General features: G+C 34.3%; 17 protein-coding genes. All 17 read left to right on the top strand.

The window, feature by feature from the left end; translation table 11 throughout:
- The first annotated feature begins 54 nt into the window (after positions 1-54).
- The 17 genes from flxA (at position 55) to ABD859_RS05890 (ending at position 14,711) form a co-directional block, all read left to right on the top strand.
- Complete coding sequence (gene flxA / locus ABD859_RS05970; protein WP_345141599.1) at positions 55-1,575, top strand: flexirubin biosynthesis tyrosine ammonia-lyase FlxA; 1,521 nt, start codon at positions 55-57, stop codon at positions 1,573-1,575.
- 83 nt (positions 1,576-1,658) lie between these two features.
- Positions 1,659-2,888: a WG repeat-containing protein gene (locus tag ABD859_RS05965; RefSeq protein ID WP_345141597.1), complete on the top strand. Its 1,230-nt coding sequence runs from the start codon at positions 1,659-1,661 to the stop codon at positions 2,886-2,888.
- Positions 2,889-2,897: 9 nt separating this feature from the next.
- Positions 2,898-3,629, top strand: a complete 732-nt coding sequence (gene flxB / locus ABD859_RS05960; RefSeq protein WP_345141594.1) for a flexirubin biosynthesis SDR family reductase FlxB — start codon at positions 2,898-2,900, stop codon at positions 3,627-3,629.
- 110 nt (positions 3,630-3,739) lie between these two features.
- A complete protein-coding gene (locus ABD859_RS05955; RefSeq protein ID WP_345141591.1) occupies positions 3,740-4,975 on the top strand; it encodes a beta-ketoacyl-[acyl-carrier-protein] synthase family protein in 1,236 nt (411 codons plus the stop codon).
- A complete protein-coding gene (locus ABD859_RS05950; RefSeq protein WP_012023190.1) occupies positions 4,968-5,222 on the top strand; it encodes an acyl carrier protein in 255 nt (84 codons plus the stop codon). Before ABD859_RS05955 ends, ABD859_RS05950 begins: the two co-directional genes overlap by 8 nt.
- On the top strand, positions 5,222-6,100 hold the full coding sequence (locus ABD859_RS05945) for a lysophospholipid acyltransferase family protein (RefSeq protein ID WP_345141585.1): 879 nt from the start codon (positions 5,222-5,224) through the stop codon (positions 6,098-6,100). The genes ABD859_RS05950 and ABD859_RS05945 overlap by 1 nt, the downstream gene beginning before the upstream one ends.
- Positions 6,101-6,341: 241 nt before the next feature.
- Positions 6,342-7,244 (top strand): NADPH-dependent FMN reductase family protein, encoded by a 903-nt coding sequence (locus ABD859_RS05940; RefSeq protein ID WP_345141582.1) that lies wholly within the window; start codon positions 6,342-6,344, stop codon positions 7,242-7,244.
- Positions 7,245-7,258: 14 nt separating this feature from the next.
- Entirely contained in the window at positions 7,259-8,392 is a 1,134-nt protein-coding gene (gene darB, locus ABD859_RS05935; RefSeq protein ID WP_345141579.1) for a dialkylresorcinol biosynthesis protein DarB, read from the top strand.
- Positions 8,392-8,823, top strand: coding sequence for a hotdog family protein (locus ABD859_RS05930; RefSeq protein WP_345141576.1), 432 nt, complete (start codon positions 8,392-8,394; stop codon positions 8,821-8,823). Before darB ends, ABD859_RS05930 begins: the two co-directional genes overlap by 1 nt.
- Positions 8,824-8,825: 2 nt before the next feature.
- Positions 8,826-9,293 carry a hotdog family protein gene (locus tag ABD859_RS05925; RefSeq protein ID WP_345141574.1) on the top strand — a complete coding sequence of 156 codons (468 nt, stop codon included), beginning with the start codon at positions 8,826-8,828 and terminating at the stop codon, positions 9,291-9,293.
- Positions 9,286-9,606 carry a hypothetical protein gene (locus ABD859_RS05920; RefSeq protein WP_345141571.1) on the top strand — a complete coding sequence of 107 codons (321 nt, stop codon included), beginning with the start codon at positions 9,286-9,288 and terminating at the stop codon, positions 9,604-9,606. The genes ABD859_RS05925 and ABD859_RS05920 overlap by 8 nt, the downstream gene beginning before the upstream one ends.
- Before the next feature lie 9 nt (positions 9,607-9,615).
- The gene (gene DarG / locus ABD859_RS05915; protein WP_345141568.1) at positions 9,616-10,020 is read left to right on the top strand and encodes a flexirubin biosynthesis protein DarG; all 405 of its coding nucleotides are present in this window, start codon (positions 9,616-9,618) and stop codon (positions 10,018-10,020) included.
- The gene (gene darH / locus ABD859_RS05910; RefSeq protein WP_345141564.1) at positions 10,021-11,019 is read left to right on the top strand and encodes a BtrH-related acyltransferase DarH; all 999 of its coding nucleotides are present in this window, start codon (positions 10,021-10,023) and stop codon (positions 11,017-11,019) included.
- A gap of 5 nt (positions 11,020-11,024) precedes the next feature.
- Positions 11,025-11,777: an ABC transporter ATP-binding protein gene (locus ABD859_RS05905; RefSeq protein WP_345141560.1), complete on the top strand. Its 753-nt coding sequence runs from the start codon at positions 11,025-11,027 to the stop codon at positions 11,775-11,777.
- On the top strand, positions 11,767-13,044 hold the full coding sequence (locus ABD859_RS05900) for an ABC transporter permease (protein ID WP_345141557.1): 1,278 nt from the start codon (positions 11,767-11,769) through the stop codon (positions 13,042-13,044). Before ABD859_RS05905 ends, ABD859_RS05900 begins: the two co-directional genes overlap by 11 nt.
- Positions 13,019-13,468, top strand: a complete 450-nt coding sequence (locus ABD859_RS05895) for an acyl-CoA thioesterase (protein ID WP_345141554.1) — start codon at positions 13,019-13,021, stop codon at positions 13,466-13,468. Before ABD859_RS05900 ends, ABD859_RS05895 begins: the two co-directional genes overlap by 26 nt.
- A gap of 103 nt (positions 13,469-13,571) precedes the next feature.
- Positions 13,572-14,711, top strand: a complete 1,140-nt coding sequence (locus tag ABD859_RS05890) for a beta-ketoacyl synthase N-terminal-like domain-containing protein (RefSeq protein WP_345141551.1) — start codon at positions 13,572-13,574, stop codon at positions 14,709-14,711.

Genomic DNA, 14,711 nt, shown 5'->3' with positions numbered 1-14,711 from the left:
AACTACATTTATTTTGATAAATAAAATTAAATTAGCACAACCAAAAACGATTTAATGAATACAATTAACGAATATTTAAGTTTAAAAGAATTTGAAGCCATAATCTTTGGAAATCAAAAAGTTACAATTAGCGATGTTGTCGTAAACCGAGTAAATGAAAGTTTCAATTTCTTAAAAGAATTCTCTGGTAATAAAGTAATTTACGGCGTAAACACTGGTTTTGGACCAATGGCGCAATACCGAATCAAAGAGTCTGATCAAATTCAGCTTCAATATAATTTAATCCGAAGCCATTCATCCGGAACCGGAAAACCTTTAAGTCCGGTTTGTGCAAAAGCAGCAATCTTAGCACGATTAAATACACTTTCATTAGGAAATTCTGGTGTTCATCCGTCAGTAATTAACCTAATGTCTGAACTTATAAACAGAGATATTACTCCTTTAATATTTGAACACGGCGGTGTGGGTGCCAGCGGAGACTTGGTGCAACTTTCGCATTTAGCCTTAGTTTTAATAGGAGAAGGAGAAGTTTTTTATAAAGGCGAAAGAAGACCAACTCCGGAAGTTTTCGAAATCGAAGGTTTAAAACCAATTCAGGTAGAAATTAGAGAAGGTCTTGCGTTAATCAACGGAACCTCTGTAATGACAGGAATTGGCGTTGTAAATGTATATCACGCTAAAAAATTATTAGACTGGTCATTAAAATCATCTTGTGCTATTAACGAATTAGTTCAGGCTTACGACGATCATTTCTCTGAAGAATTAAACCAGACTAAACGTCATAAAGGACAGCAGGAAGTTGCGGCTCAAATGAGAAAAAATCTTTCAGACAGTACTTTAATCCGTAAAAGAGAAGACCACTTATATTCTGGCGAAAACACAGAAGAAATCTTTAAAGAAAAGGTTCAGGAATATTACTCATTACGATGTGTTCCTCAAATTTTAGGACCGGTTTTAGAAACTATCAATAATGTTGCTTCTATTTTAGAAGACGAATTCAACTCGGCAAACGATAATCCAATTATAGACGTAAAAAACAAACACGTTTATCACGGAGGAAATTTCCACGGAGATTATATTTCGCTGGAAATGGATAAACTGAAAATCGTTATTACTAAATTAACGATGCTGGCAGAACGTCAATTAAATTATTTATTGAATTCAAAAATCAACGAATTACTGCCACCGTTTGTAAATTTAGGAACATTAGGATTCAATTTCGGAATGCAAGGCGTTCAGTTTACTGCAACTTCAACAACTGCCGAAAGCCAAATGTTGTCTAACCCAATGTACGTTCACAGTATTCCTAACAACAACGACAATCAGGATATTGTAAGTATGGGAACAAATTCGGCTGTTATTACATCAAAAGTAATCGAAAATGCATTTGAAGTACTGGCAATCGAAATGATTACAATTGTTCAGGCAATTGATTATTTAGGACAAAAAGATAAAATTTCATCTGTTTCAAGAAAATGGTACGATGAAATTAGAAATATAATTCCAACATTTAAGGAAGATCAGGTAATGTATCCTTTTGTACAAAAAGTAAAAGATCATCTAATCAATAATTAATCTTAAAAACTATTTCTGTTTTAAAAATAATGCCCCAAAAGAGTTTTAACTTTTTAATCATTAAACATTGAATTTTAAAAATCATGAAAAAAACATTTATTTTTTTACTGCTGGTAAGTATTCAAGTTGTTAATAGTCAGGAACTGGCATTAGTTAAAAAAAATTCCAAAATTGGTTATATCACCAAAGATGGATCTTTTAAAATAGAACCTCAATATAAATCTGCCAGAAGTTTTTCTGACGGTTTAGCTGCTGTTGAAAATGGCGGAAAATGGGGATTTATTGACTCTAAAGGAAGCTGGGTAATTCCTGCAGATTTTAAAGATGCTAAAGATTTTAACAACGGAATTGCTGTTGTGCAAAAAGATAAGGAATGGGTTTATATTGATAAAAAAGGTGAAATTTTAAAAGCACCTGCATCAGATAAAATATTCGATTTTAATAACGGTGTTGCTTTTATTAGACAAAACAATAAAGTTGGATTAATCAATAACAAAATGGCTGTTGTTCTGGAACCAAAATATGATCAGATCAAACCTTTTGAAAATGGTTATGCAAGAGTCGAACTAAACAAAAACTGGGGAATTATTAATACCGAAGGAAAAGAATTAGTAGAACCTGCTTATGCCGAAATTGGAAATTATTTTAAAGGCACAACATGGGCCAGAAAAGATAAAACGTTTGGACTTGTAAGCGGCGGAAAATTTATCCCGGTTGATGGAGCCGAAAAAATCTGGGATTTTGAAACTCAGGATCTGACTTTTGCTAAAAAGAACGGAAAAATCGGTTACATCGATTTAAAAGGAAACTGGGTAATTCTTCCTATTTATGATAAAGGAAAAGCATTCTCAAAAAATTTAGCTCCAGTTTTAGTTGGAAAAAAATGGGGATTCATTAATCCGGAAGGAAAATTTGTAATTGAACCAACTTACAGCGATGCCGAAGTTTTCAGCACAAACGGTCTTGCACCTGTAAAAGAAAGCAACTGGGGATTTATTAACGAATCTGGAAAACTGGTAATTCCAACACAATACGGCATTACAACAAACGCTATTATTGCTATGTTTGTTCAACAAGACAAAGGCTTTATTGATGGTGTGGCAAGAGTAAAAAATGAAGGAAAATGGGGTTTTCTAAAACCAGACGGAACTGTATTAAGCAACCAATGGTTTGAAAACGCTGAATTATTTTCAAAATCAGCAGAAAAACCTCAACCAGTTGCTGTTGCTCCAGCTGAAACAAAACAAGAAACAAAAACAACCAAACCAGCTGCAAAATCGGCAACGAAACCAGCAGCTAAGAAAAAGAAATAAATTTCACTTATGAAATGTGTATTAGTAACAGGCGGTTCTAGAGGGATTGGAAGTGCTATTTGCAAAAAATTAGCCGTTGAAGCTGATTATCATATTCTGATTAATTATCATTCAAACAAAACCGCAGCCGAAGAAACATTACAAGAAATACAAAAATTAGGCGCAACAGGAGAAATTTTAGGTTTTGATGTTGCCAATTTTGATCAGGTGCAAAACGTTTTAACACAATGGCAGGAAGCAAATCCAGAAGCCATAGTTGAAGCTATTGTAAACAACGCCGGAATTACAAAAGACGGTCTTTTTATGTGGATGACTCCAGAAGACTGGAACGGTGTTGTAAACACCAGCTTAAACGGGTTTTTTAATGTAACGCAGTTTTTTATTCAAAAAATGCTTCGCAATAAATACGGCCGAATTGTAAACATGGTTTCTGTTTCGGGAGTAAAAGGAACAGCCGGACAAACCAATTATTCTGCTGCAAAAGGCGCTATTGTAGCCGCAACAAAAGCTTTGGCTCAGGAAGTAGCAAAACGTAATATTACGGTAAATGCAGTTGCTCCCGGTTTTATTAAAACAGATATGACAAGCGAACTAGACGAAAAAGAATTATTAAAACTAATTCCGGTAAATCGTTTTGGCGAAGCCGAAGAAGTAGCAGATTTGGTAAGCTTTTTGATTTCAAAAAAATCAAGCTATATTACAGGCGAAATTATTAATATAAACGGCGGCATATATTCATAACATAAAACACATAGAAATATAGACTTTATGTGTAAAAAAGAATAAAAACCTATATCTCTATGTGTTAAAACCATTTACACTTATAGATTAAAAAATTACTTTGAAAGACGATGAATAAGAGAGTTGTAATTACTGGAATGGGAATTTATTCTTGTATCGGAACTTCTTTAGATGAAGTAAAAGAATCATTATACAATGGTAAATCAGGTATTAAATTTGATTCTGACCGTAAAGAATTTGGTTTTCAGTCGGCTTTAACAGGAATGGTTCCAAAAGCTGATTTAAAAAATTTACTGACCCGCAGACAGCGTATGAGCATTGGTGAAGAAACCGAGTATGCTTATATGGCAACTATTGAAGCATTGAAAAATGCGAATATCGATGATGCTTTTTTTGAAACTCGTGAAGTGGGAATTATGTATGGAAACGACAGCGTTTCTAAAGCCATTATTGATGCAACAGATATTGTTCGCGAGAAAAAAGATACTGCTTTAATTGGTTCTGGTGCGATTTTCAAATCTATGAATTCGACTGTTACCATGAATCTTTCAACGATTTTTAAACTTCGCGGTATTAATTTAACTGTAAGTGCTGCCTGCGCGAGCGGTTCTCATTCTATAGGATTAGCTTATTTTTTAATAAAAAGCGGTTTTCAGGATATTATAATTACAGGAGGCGCACAGGAAATCAATAAATATGCAATGAGCAGTTTTGACGGATTAGGTGTTTTCTCTAATCGTGAAGGCGATCCTGAAAAAGCTTCACGTCCTTTTGATTCCGGACGCGACGGATTAATTCCGAGTGGCGGCGGTGCAACTTTAATTCTCGAAAGCTACGAATCTGCCATTGCCAGAGGCGCCAATATTATTGCCGAAGTTTCTGGTTATGGATTCTCATCAAACGGAGGACATATTTCGACACCTAATGTTGAAGGTCCTTCTACAGCAATGCAGCGCGCATTAGACGATGCAAAACTAAAAGCGTCAGATATTGAATACATAAATGCACACGCAACCTCTACTCCGGTAGGCGATGCTAACGAAGCCAAAGCGATTTTTGAAGTTTTTGGTGAGAAAAATCCTTATGTAAGTTCTACAAAATCAATGACAGGTCACGAATGCTGGATGGCTGGCGCAAGCGAAATTATCTACTCTATCATCATGATGCAGAACGATTTCATTGCTCCGAACATCAATTTAGAAAACCCGGATGAAGATGCTTCAAAATTAAATTTAGTTAAAACTACGTTAAACAAAAAATTTGACATATTTTTGTCCAATTCTTTCGGTTTCGGAGGAACCAACTCTGCGTTGGTGGTTAAAAAGTTTAAATTGAACGATGAATAAAGAAGAGATTATAGCAAAAATTAATGGTTTTTTAGTTGATGAATTTGAAGTTGATAATGACGACATTGAACCAAATGCTAATTTAAAAGATACGCTTGGATTAGACAGTTTAGATTATGTTGATTTAGTAGTTTCAATAGAATCTAACTTTGGCGTAAAACTAGTTGAGGCAGATTTTGTTGGAATTTCTGATTTCCAAAGTTTCTACGATCTTATCGAAACCAAATTAAAAGCCAAAACAGCTTAATGAGTCAATGGGATGGCAAATCAAAAGGAACTGTTTTAGGTTATAGAATATTCGTTTTTTTAATTAAAAAAACGGGTGTTAAATCAGCCTATGGAGTACTTTATTTTGTTGCATCGTATTACTTTTTGTTTTTAAAAAAAAGCAACCGTGCTATTTTTTATTACTTTAAAGAGAGACTTCAATATTCAACTCTTAAATCTAAAAAAATGGTTTTCAAAAGTTATTATACTTTTGGACAGACCATTATTGATAAAATTGCTATTTCGGCAGGAATGCGAAATAAATTCACCTATGAATTTGACGGAATAGAAATTCTTAAAAATCTTTTAGCAGAAAAAAAAGGCGGTGTTTTAATCAGTGCACATGTCGGCAATTTTGAAATCGCTGAACATTTTCTGGGCGATATCGATCTTGATTTTCAAATTAATCTTGTTACTACAGATTTAGAACATTCTGCTATTAAAAATTATCTGGAAACCATTACCCAGAAACCAACCGTAAAATTCATTATTATTAAAGAAGATCTCTCTCATATTTTCGAGATCAATGCTGCTTTGGCAAATAATGAACTAATCTGCTTTACCGGCGACCGTTATTTTGAAGGTACAAAATCACTTTCAGAAAATATTCTGGGCAAAGAAGCAAACTTTCCTGCCGGACCATTTTTAATTGCTTCAAGATTAAAAGTTCCGGTTGTATTTGTGTATGTAATGAAAGAACCAAATCTGCATTATCATTTATATGCAAGAGAAGCTCAGGTAAAACACCGCGACGAAAAAGCATTACTAAAAGAATACGTAACAAGCGTAGAAAGCATTGTAAAAAAATATCCGCTGCAATGGTTTAACTATTTTGATTTTTGGAATGATCTGAAATAATAAGATCAACTCTTTATATTGTTTTCCTAAATACCTTCTAAAAACTTATTCAGGCTGTAAAATCTGCGGGCTGTAACTCCTTTCTGTTTAACGCTGGTAATTTTTTAGTATTGGCAAAAAGCCGTTTAATCAGTAAGATCTGTAAAGCATTGAACCTTATAAGTCTCAATCTGTTAAACAAGAAAATTCGTTTAAATAAATTTACTTACTTTTGTCCGCAACCAAAGCAAGTAAACCTAAAATGAAGAATGTTCTCGTAATTTATTATTCTCAGTCAGGACAATTGCAAACGATTGCACAAAACATTGCAAAACCGTTTCTAAATTCTGAGGAAATAAACGTGACTTTTCACGAAATCCAATTAGAAAACTCTTTCCCGTTTCCGTGGAATAAGGATTCTTTTTTTGATGCTTTTCCGGAATCTTTTTTACAAATTCCAACAGCATTAAAACCAATTCCGTCTGAAATTTTAAATACAAAATTCGATTTAATTTTATTTCATTATCAGGTTTGGTATTTATCGCCTTCTATTCCTATTAACTCTTTTTTGAAAAGCGAAGAAGGAAAAAAATTATTAAACAACACTCCTGTAGTTACCATAAGCGGATCCAGAAACATGTGGATTATGGCGCAGGAAAAAATCAAAAGTTTATTAAAGGAAGCCAATGCACAATTAGTTGGAAATGTAGCTTTAGTTGACAGAGTTGGAAATTTAATAAGCGTAATCACAATTGTAGAATGGATGTTCTCTGGAGTAAAGAAAAAATATTTAGGTATTTTTCCGCTTCCGGGAGTTTCAGAAAAAGATATTCAGGAGTCTCCAAAATTTGGCGAAGTAATACTTTCAGAGTTTAGGGCAGATAATTTACATAATTTACAGCCAAAATTGGTCGCAATTGATGCCGTAAAGATCAGTCCGTATTTAGTGACTGTAGACAAAACGGCTAACAAAATTTTCAATAAATGGTCAAATATCATTTATAAAAACAAAAAAAACCGAAAAAAGCTTTTAAAAGTATTTAATGTTTATTTATTCCTTGCGATTTGGTTAATATCGCCAATAGTGTATATATTGCACCTTATTTCTTACCCCTTAAAATTAAACACCATAAAAAGAGAAACTCAATATTATCAAGGAGTTTAGAAGACGATTAGATTATGTTTGAAGTATACATTACAAAAGCCGCAAAATATTTGCCAAATGAAGCTGTTTCAAATGAAGAAATGGAAGCGTATTTAGGACTTATAAACGATACTGCCTCAAAAGCAAGACGTATTATTTTGCGCAATAACAAAATTACAAGCCGATATTATGCTGTTGACAAAGCTGGAAAAAGCACACACAGTAATGCCGAATTAACTCGAAATGCTATTTTGCCGTTATTCGACGAAAATTTTACGCCTCAGGATTTAGAAGTACTTTCATGCGGAACCTCAACTCCGGACATTTTTCTGCCTTCGCACGCTGCGATGGTTCATGGTCTGCTAAAAAATAAATCGGTAGAATTAAACTCTTCAACAGGAGTTTGCTGTGCCGGAATGAACTCTCTTAAATTTGGCTTTCTTTCGGTAAGATCCGGAAACTCAAAAAATGCAATCTGCACAGGATCAGAAAAAGTTTCTACCTGGCTTAATGCTCAAAAATACAATCACGAGGCCGATAATTTAAAAAGCCTTGAAGAACAACCTATTATTGCTTTCAAAAAAGATTTCCTTCGCTGGATGCTATCAGACGGTGCCGGAGCTTTCTTATTAGAAAACAAACCAAAAGGCCCAATTTCTCTTAAAATAGAATGGATGGAAGCTTTTTCGTATGCTTACGAATTAGAAACCTGTATGTATGCCGGCGGTGAAAAATTAGAAAACGGAGAAATAAAATCATGGAGTGATTATGCTCCGGAACAATGGTTAAACGAATCTGTTTTCTCTATTAAACAAGATGTAAAAATTCTCGACGAATTTATCCTTGTTAAAGGTGCAGAAAGCATGAAAGATGCGATGGATAAAAACAACATCAAATCTGAAGATATTGATTATTTCATTCCCCACGTTTCTTCAAACTTCTTCGTTGAAGGATTGAAAAAAGGATTACAGGAAAAAGGAATTGGAATGAATGACGAAAAATGGTTCATGAACCTTTCAAGAGTAGGTAACGTAGGTTCTGCGTCAATTTACCTGGCTTTGGAAGAATTAATGAATTCAGGAAATCTGAAAAAAGGAGATCATATTCTTTTATCAGTTCCGGAAAGCGGAAGATTTTCTTTCGCGTATGCGTATTTAACAGTTTGCTAATGGAAACAATGGCTCTTTTAGAAAAAGATATGGTACAAAATTTACTGCCTCAAAAGTTCCCTTTTGTTATGGTAGATGCTATGCATTCTTATTCTGAAACTTCATTAGTTTCAGGTTTAAAAATTCAGAGCGAGAATATTTTTGTATCTAATTCAGGTTTTCTGGAAGCAGGTTTAATAGAACACATGGCACAATCTGTGGCATTACATACCGGTTATCAGTTTTTTTTAAAAAACGAAACTGCACCAACAGGTTACATAGGTTCTATTAAAGAAATTGAAATTAAAAAACTGCCAAAAGTTAACGATACCATCGAATCGGCAGTTACAATTTTACAGGAATTTGCCGGAATAACTTTAGTAAATATTGTTACGACATTAAATAATGAAGAAATTGCAAACGGACAAATGAAAACCGTTTTAGCCAAATAATTATGATTTTGAAAACAGGAGTTGACATACAAAATTATCTGCCTCACCGAGCACCTTTGCTTATGGTAGATTTAATTCTGGATATTGATGCCAACTTTGTAGAAACCATTTTTTTAATAAAAGAAGACAATATTTTTGTTCAGGATAATGTTTTTATTGAAGCAGGTTTAATCGAAAACACGGCGCAGACTTGTTCGTCTATTGTTGGAAAAAAATATTTTTTTGATGAAGACGGAACAGAAAATGAGAACGTAAATGTAATTGGATTTATCAGTGCCTTAAAAAATGTAAAAATTCATTCGCTGCCAAAAGTCGGCGATACTATAATTACCAAAGCAGATTTAGTTTCAAAATTCGCTGGCGAAGATTACACTTTATGCACGATGAGCTGTCAAAGCTCAGTCGAAGACCAGATACTCTTAGAATGCGAAATTAACCTGTTCATTCAAAAAACAGTTTCGGTTGAATAATACTAAAAAAGTCATTTTACATTTAGTAATCCGCATCGGGATTTTAGTTCTCTTACTTACATCGGTTTTCCTATTTTGGTATTTTACTTATGATCCTCATAAATATTGCGACGAAACCGGACACAAACATGTCGACGGAGGATTAGGTTTATTCATCATTGGATTTCTGATAACTCAGATGTTTTATGGAGGAATGCTTATAGAAATGATTTATTTATTTGTAAAGAAAAACAGAATTTTAGCCTTTGCAAACCTTGGATTTTTAATAATTAGTTTATGTATAGCAGGAGCCTGTATGTTTCTAATGAATTAAATTAGCTATATGGAAAAAAATAACGTACCACAAGACCAAAGCAACTTAACGAAAAATAACGTAAAAGAGCTTTTATACGCAACAGACGAAAACGGCAATTACACCACAACCTTAAGCACAGGCTGGGAACCTAAAACCATTGCCCTTTCAAATTCTATTGATGAAATAAACGAACGCATTTCCGATGCCAAACAACAGGTTTTAAACGGCGAAGCAAGTCCTATAGTTTATTTTATGGAAGTCAATAAAATGGATCTTACGATTTTATCAAGCTATGTAGGGTTTTGGAAATGGCGCGTAAAAAGACATTTTAAACCAAGTGTTTTTGCAAAACTAAACGACAAAATCCTGAAAAAATATGCCGATACTTTTGAAGTATCAATAGATGAATTAAAAAACAGCATTACCGAATAAATGGAATTAACTTTCACACATCATCAGTCTGCTCATTGCGAGAATGGAGTAGCGTCAAATCTGCTTAAAAACAGCGGACTTAACATCAGCGAACCGATGGTTTTTGGTATTGGCTCAGGATTATTTTTTGTATATCTGCCTTTTATAAAAGTCAATCATGCACCGGCAATCAGTTACAGAACCCTGCCGGGACAGATTTTTAATAAAGTTGCTAATCGTTTAAATTTAAAAATTAAAAGACAAAAATTTTCGTCTGTATCAAACGCCAATAAAGCTTTAGACGAAAATTTAAAAAATAATATTCCAACGGGATTACAAGTCGGAGTTTACAACTTAAGTTATTTTCCAGACGAATACCGATTTCATTTCAATGCCCACAATTTAGTCGTTTACGGAAAAACCGAAACCGAGTATTTAGTAAGTGATCCTGTAATGGAAACCGTTACGACTTTAACGTACGAAGACATGAATAAAGTTCGTTTTGCCAAAGGAGCTTTTGCACCGCGCGGACAAATGTACTATCCTATTCAGGTTCCTGCTAATGTCGATTTAAAAAGTGCCATTATAAAAGGAATTAAAAATACCTGCCGCGATATGCTGGCGCCAATGCCAATTGTTGGTGTTAAAGGAATCAAATTTGTTTCAAAACAAATTAGAAAATGGCCTGTAAAACACGGAACCAAAAAAGCCAATCATTACCTGGCGCAAATGGTGCGTATGCAGGAAGAAATTGGAACCGGAGGCGGCGGTTTCCGTTTTATTTATGCCGCATTTTTACAGGAAGCATCTGCAATTTTAGGTAACGAAGAATTAAAAGAACTTTCTAAAGAAATGACAAAAATTGGCGATTCATGGCGAGATTTTGCTGTTGAAGCTTCACGTATTTACAAAAACAGAAGTGCCAAAGAAGATGCCTATAACACCATTGCCGATGAACTTTTGGACATTGCCAACAGAGAAGAAATCTTTTTTAAAAAATTAAAAAAAGCAATCAGTTAAATATTTTGCAGTCTATAATTCAAATAGAATCCCTTTCGAAAAAGTACAAAGATGCCGATCAGTATTCTTTGAACAATGTTTCGCTAAACATAAATGAAGGACAAATTTTTGGTTTATTAGGGCCAAATGGTGCCGGAAAAACAACCTTAATTTCTATGCTCTGCGGATTGGTTAAACCAACATCAGGACATTTTACAATTGATGGTTTAAGCTATGCCGGCCAGTCTTCAAAAATTAAAAAAATCATAGGTGTTGTGCCTCAGGAATATGCTTTGTATCCTACTTTAACCGCCAGAGAAAATCTGCATTATTTTGGAAGCATGTATGGCATAAAAGGTTCTGATTTAAAAGATAAAGTAATCGAAACTTTAGACCTTTTAGGTTTATTAAAATTTGCCGATAAGCAGGTTCAGACTTTTTCCGGCGGTATGAAACGCCGCGTTAATTTAATTGCCGGAATTTTGCACAAACCAAAAGTTTTATTTTTAGATGAACCAACAGTTGGTGTTGATGTTCAGTCTAAAAATGCCATTATCGATTATCTAAAAGTACTAAACGAAAGCGGCACGACTATAATTTATACCTCGCATCATTTGGCTGAAGCCGAAGATTTCTGCAGCAATATTGCAATTTTAGACCGAGGACGCATTTTTATACAGGGAACTCCGTCAACGTTAATTAATTCTACAGAAGATGCCCGCAATCTCGAAGACGTTTTTATTTCATTAACCGGTAAAGATTTGCGAGATGATATATAAAATCTGGATGTCTATTGTAAAAGAATTTTTACTGCTCAAACGTGATTTAGGCGGTTTAATTATTCTATTTATTATGCCTTTGGTTTTAGTTATTACAGTAACTTTAATTCAGGACAGTACTTTTAAAACGGTAAGCGATTCTAAAATTCCTATTTTATTAGTCGATAATGATAACGGAAATGTTTCTAAAACCGTTTTTGATAATTTAGAAAAAAGCAATCTATTCAGTGTTGTTACGAAGATTGAAAATAAAACCATTACCGAAGATATCGCCAGGGAAAATGTTTACAAAGGAAAATTTCAATTAGCAATCGTAATTCCAAAAGATTTAAGCTCTGATTTACAAGCCAAAGTTGACCAAAACGTTGAGAAAATCGTAAGTTCTTTAGGTTTAACAGACAGCACGACGGTCAGCGATAAAAGAGTGATTAAAGAAAAAGAAGTAAAACTGTATTTTGATCCTGCAGTGCAGATGAGTTTCAAAAATGCCGTTATGAGTTCGATTGATAAAATGATTTCGCAAATCGAAACCAAATCAATTTATACCACTTTCCAAAATCAATTAGGGGGAACTTCAGACTTTGAACAAAAAAGTTTCATTTCTTTCAAAGAAATAATTCCAAAAATCAACAATAAAGAAGTTCGTCCAAATTCAGTACAGCACAATGTTCCGGCTTGGACACTTTTTGCTATATTTTTTATTGTAATTCCTTTGTCTATCAATATTGTAAAAGAAAAATCACAAGGAACTTTTGTTAGATTAAGAACCAATCCGGTTTCTAATTTAGTCGTTATAATTGGCAAAACCATTACATACTCCATCATTTGCATGATTCAGTTTTATATGATGGTTGCCGTTGCTGTATTTTTATTTCCATCAATAGGACTACCGTCTTTAAACATCGAAGGACATTTAGCATTAATGAGTATTGTGGCACTATTTTCAGGTTTTGCTGCAATTGGATTTGGAATTTTATTAGGAACCATTGCCAGCACACAAGAACAGTCGGCTCCGTTTGGCGCTACAAGTGTTATTATTTTAGCTGCAATTGGCGGAATCTGGGTTCCCGTTTTTGCAATGCCAAAAATTATGCAGATTATTGCCAAATCATCTCCAATGAACTGGGGATTAGATGCTTTTTACGACGTATTATTACGCAACGTTTCTTTCCTTGAAATCATTCCAAAAATAAGTTTGTTATTTTTGTTTTTCATACTTACAACTTCCATCGCATTATTTTATGATAAAAAGAAAAGAGCAGTTTAACGAGGCAACAGACTTAACCGTTACGCACGAAATTAGAATTCGTTTTAACGAAACAGATCCGCTTGGAATCGTTTGGCACGGAAATTATATCACCTATTTTGAAGATGGACGTGAAGCGTTTGGACGTGAACACGGATTAACTTATCTGGATATTGCTGCAACGGGTTATACAACACCAATTGTAAAATCGACCTGCGAACATAAATTGTCTCTGCGTTACGGAGACGTTGTAACTATAGAAACAACTGTTGTTGATACTCCGGCAGCTAAAATGATTTATCGTTTTAAAATCATTGATGATAAAGGAGAAGTTGCCTGCACCGGCGAAACAACGCAGGTTTTTTTAGATAAAGATGGAAATTTAATGCTCACGAATCCTCCTTTTTATGAGGAATGGAAAAGGAAAGTTGGGTTACTCAAATAGCCGTTCTCCCTCCTGCAAGGTTTTCAAAACGTTGTAGGTGTAAATATGCATAACTTAAAATAATACCCAACGAGGTTTTGAAAACCTTGCAGGAAATCATAAAATGAGAAAAGAAATATACATTACAAAAACAAATTGTATTACGCCTTTAGGTTTTGATGTTCAGTCGAATATCGAAGCGATTCTTCGTGGCGATTCTGGAATCCAGCTTCATAATGATGTTTCTTTAATGCCCAATTCGTTTTATGCTTCTATTATCAGCGATGAAAATATAAACAGTGCTTTTGCAAAAATCAGCGCTGAAACCAAATATTCCCGTTTAGAAAAAATGATGATTTTAGCTTTAGAGCCGATCATCAAAAATTCTAATGTCGAATTAAATTCAAAAACAGCCTTTATACTTTCTACCACAAAAGGTAATGTAACGGCATTACAAAACAATTCTCAAGAGAGCTTTAACAACGCACATTTAGATGTTTTAGCAAAAAACATTGCAGATTTTTTTGGATTTCAAACCCAGCCAATTGTAGTTTCGAATGCGTGTGTTTCGGGAATTTTAGCCGTTTCTGTAGCTAAAAGAATGATTCAGTCAGAGCTTTACGATAACATTTTTGTCGTGGCGGGCGACGAAGTTTCAGAATTTGTTTTGTCTGGTTTTAATGCATTTCAGGCCATGAGTGAACTGCCTTGCAAACCATATTCTAAAAACAGAACCGGTGTAAGTTTAGGCGAAGCGACAGCTGCTGTTTTAGTTTCGGCGGAAGCCAAAAACGCGAAAATAAAAGTACTTGGCGACAGCTCGATAAACGATGCCAATCATATTTCTGGACCTTCAAGAACAGGCGAAGGTTTGTTTAGAAGTATTCAGAATGCTTTGAAAGAAGCACAAATTGATGCTCAAAAATTAGATTATATTTCAGCACACGGAACCGCAACGCCTTATAACGACGAAATGGAAGCGATTGCTTTTAGCCGTTTAGGTTTGCAAAATGTTCCTATAAATAGTTTAAAAGGATTTTACGGCCACACATTAGGTGCTTCGGGATTGTTAGAAACCGTCATTGCGATTGAGTCTGCGAATCAAAATATGCTTTTTGAATCAAAAGGTTTTGATGAAATTGGCGTAAGTGAATCTATCAATGTGATTGAGAAAAATGAAGAAAAGAATATCGACTTCTTTTTGAAAACAGCTTCTGGTTTTGGAGGCTGTAATACAGCTGTTGTTTTTGAGAAAGTGAGATGA

It is taken from the genome of Flavobacterium ginsengiterrae, assembly GCF_039539785.1.
In the GTDB taxonomy this organism is placed as follows: domain Bacteria; phylum Bacteroidota; class Bacteroidia; order Flavobacteriales; family Flavobacteriaceae; genus Flavobacterium; species Flavobacterium ginsengiterrae.
The sequence above is the reverse complement of the archived record's forward strand: the minus strand, read 5'-3'. Positions and strand labels throughout refer to the sequence as shown.

What these genes read in the sequence shown, in the direction of transcription:
- ABD859_RS05950 (WP_012023190.1), top strand. Translation starts at nt 4,968, where the DNA reads ATGAATAAAGAAGAGATTATAGCAAAAATTAATGGTTTTTTAGTTGAT.
- ABD859_RS05900 (WP_345141557.1), top strand. Translation starts at nt 11,767, where the DNA reads ATGATATATAAAATCTGGATGTCTATTGTAAAAGAATTTTTACTGCTC.
- ABD859_RS05945 (WP_345141585.1), top strand. Translation starts at nt 5,222, where the DNA reads ATGAGTCAATGGGATGGCAAATCAAAAGGAACTGTTTTAGGTTATAGA.
- ABD859_RS05965 (WP_345141597.1), top strand. Translation starts at nt 1,659, where the DNA reads ATGAAAAAAACATTTATTTTTTTACTGCTGGTAAGTATTCAAGTTGTT.
- darB (WP_345141579.1), top strand. Translation starts at nt 7,259, where the DNA reads ATGTTTGAAGTATACATTACAAAAGCCGCAAAATATTTGCCAAATGAA.
- flxA (WP_345141599.1), top strand. Translation starts at nt 55, where the DNA reads ATGAATACAATTAACGAATATTTAAGTTTAAAAGAATTTGAAGCCATA.
- darH (WP_345141564.1), top strand. Translation starts at nt 10,021, where the DNA reads ATGGAATTAACTTTCACACATCATCAGTCTGCTCATTGCGAGAATGGA.
- DarG (WP_345141568.1), top strand. Translation starts at nt 9,616, where the DNA reads ATGGAAAAAAATAACGTACCACAAGACCAAAGCAACTTAACGAAAAAT.
- flxB (WP_345141594.1), top strand. Translation starts at nt 2,898, where the DNA reads ATGAAATGTGTATTAGTAACAGGCGGTTCTAGAGGGATTGGAAGTGCT.
- ABD859_RS05930 (WP_345141576.1), top strand. Translation starts at nt 8,392, where the DNA reads ATGGAAACAATGGCTCTTTTAGAAAAAGATATGGTACAAAATTTACTG.
- ABD859_RS05940 (WP_345141582.1), top strand. Translation starts at nt 6,342, where the DNA reads ATGAAGAATGTTCTCGTAATTTATTATTCTCAGTCAGGACAATTGCAA.
- ABD859_RS05925 (WP_345141574.1), top strand. Translation starts at nt 8,826, where the DNA reads ATGATTTTGAAAACAGGAGTTGACATACAAAATTATCTGCCTCACCGA.
- ABD859_RS05955 (WP_345141591.1), top strand. Translation starts at nt 3,740, where the DNA reads ATGAATAAGAGAGTTGTAATTACTGGAATGGGAATTTATTCTTGTATC.
- ABD859_RS05895 (WP_345141554.1), top strand. Translation starts at nt 13,019, where the DNA reads ATGATAAAAAGAAAAGAGCAGTTTAACGAGGCAACAGACTTAACCGTT.
- ABD859_RS05890 (WP_345141551.1), top strand. Translation starts at nt 13,572, where the DNA reads ATGAGAAAAGAAATATACATTACAAAAACAAATTGTATTACGCCTTTA.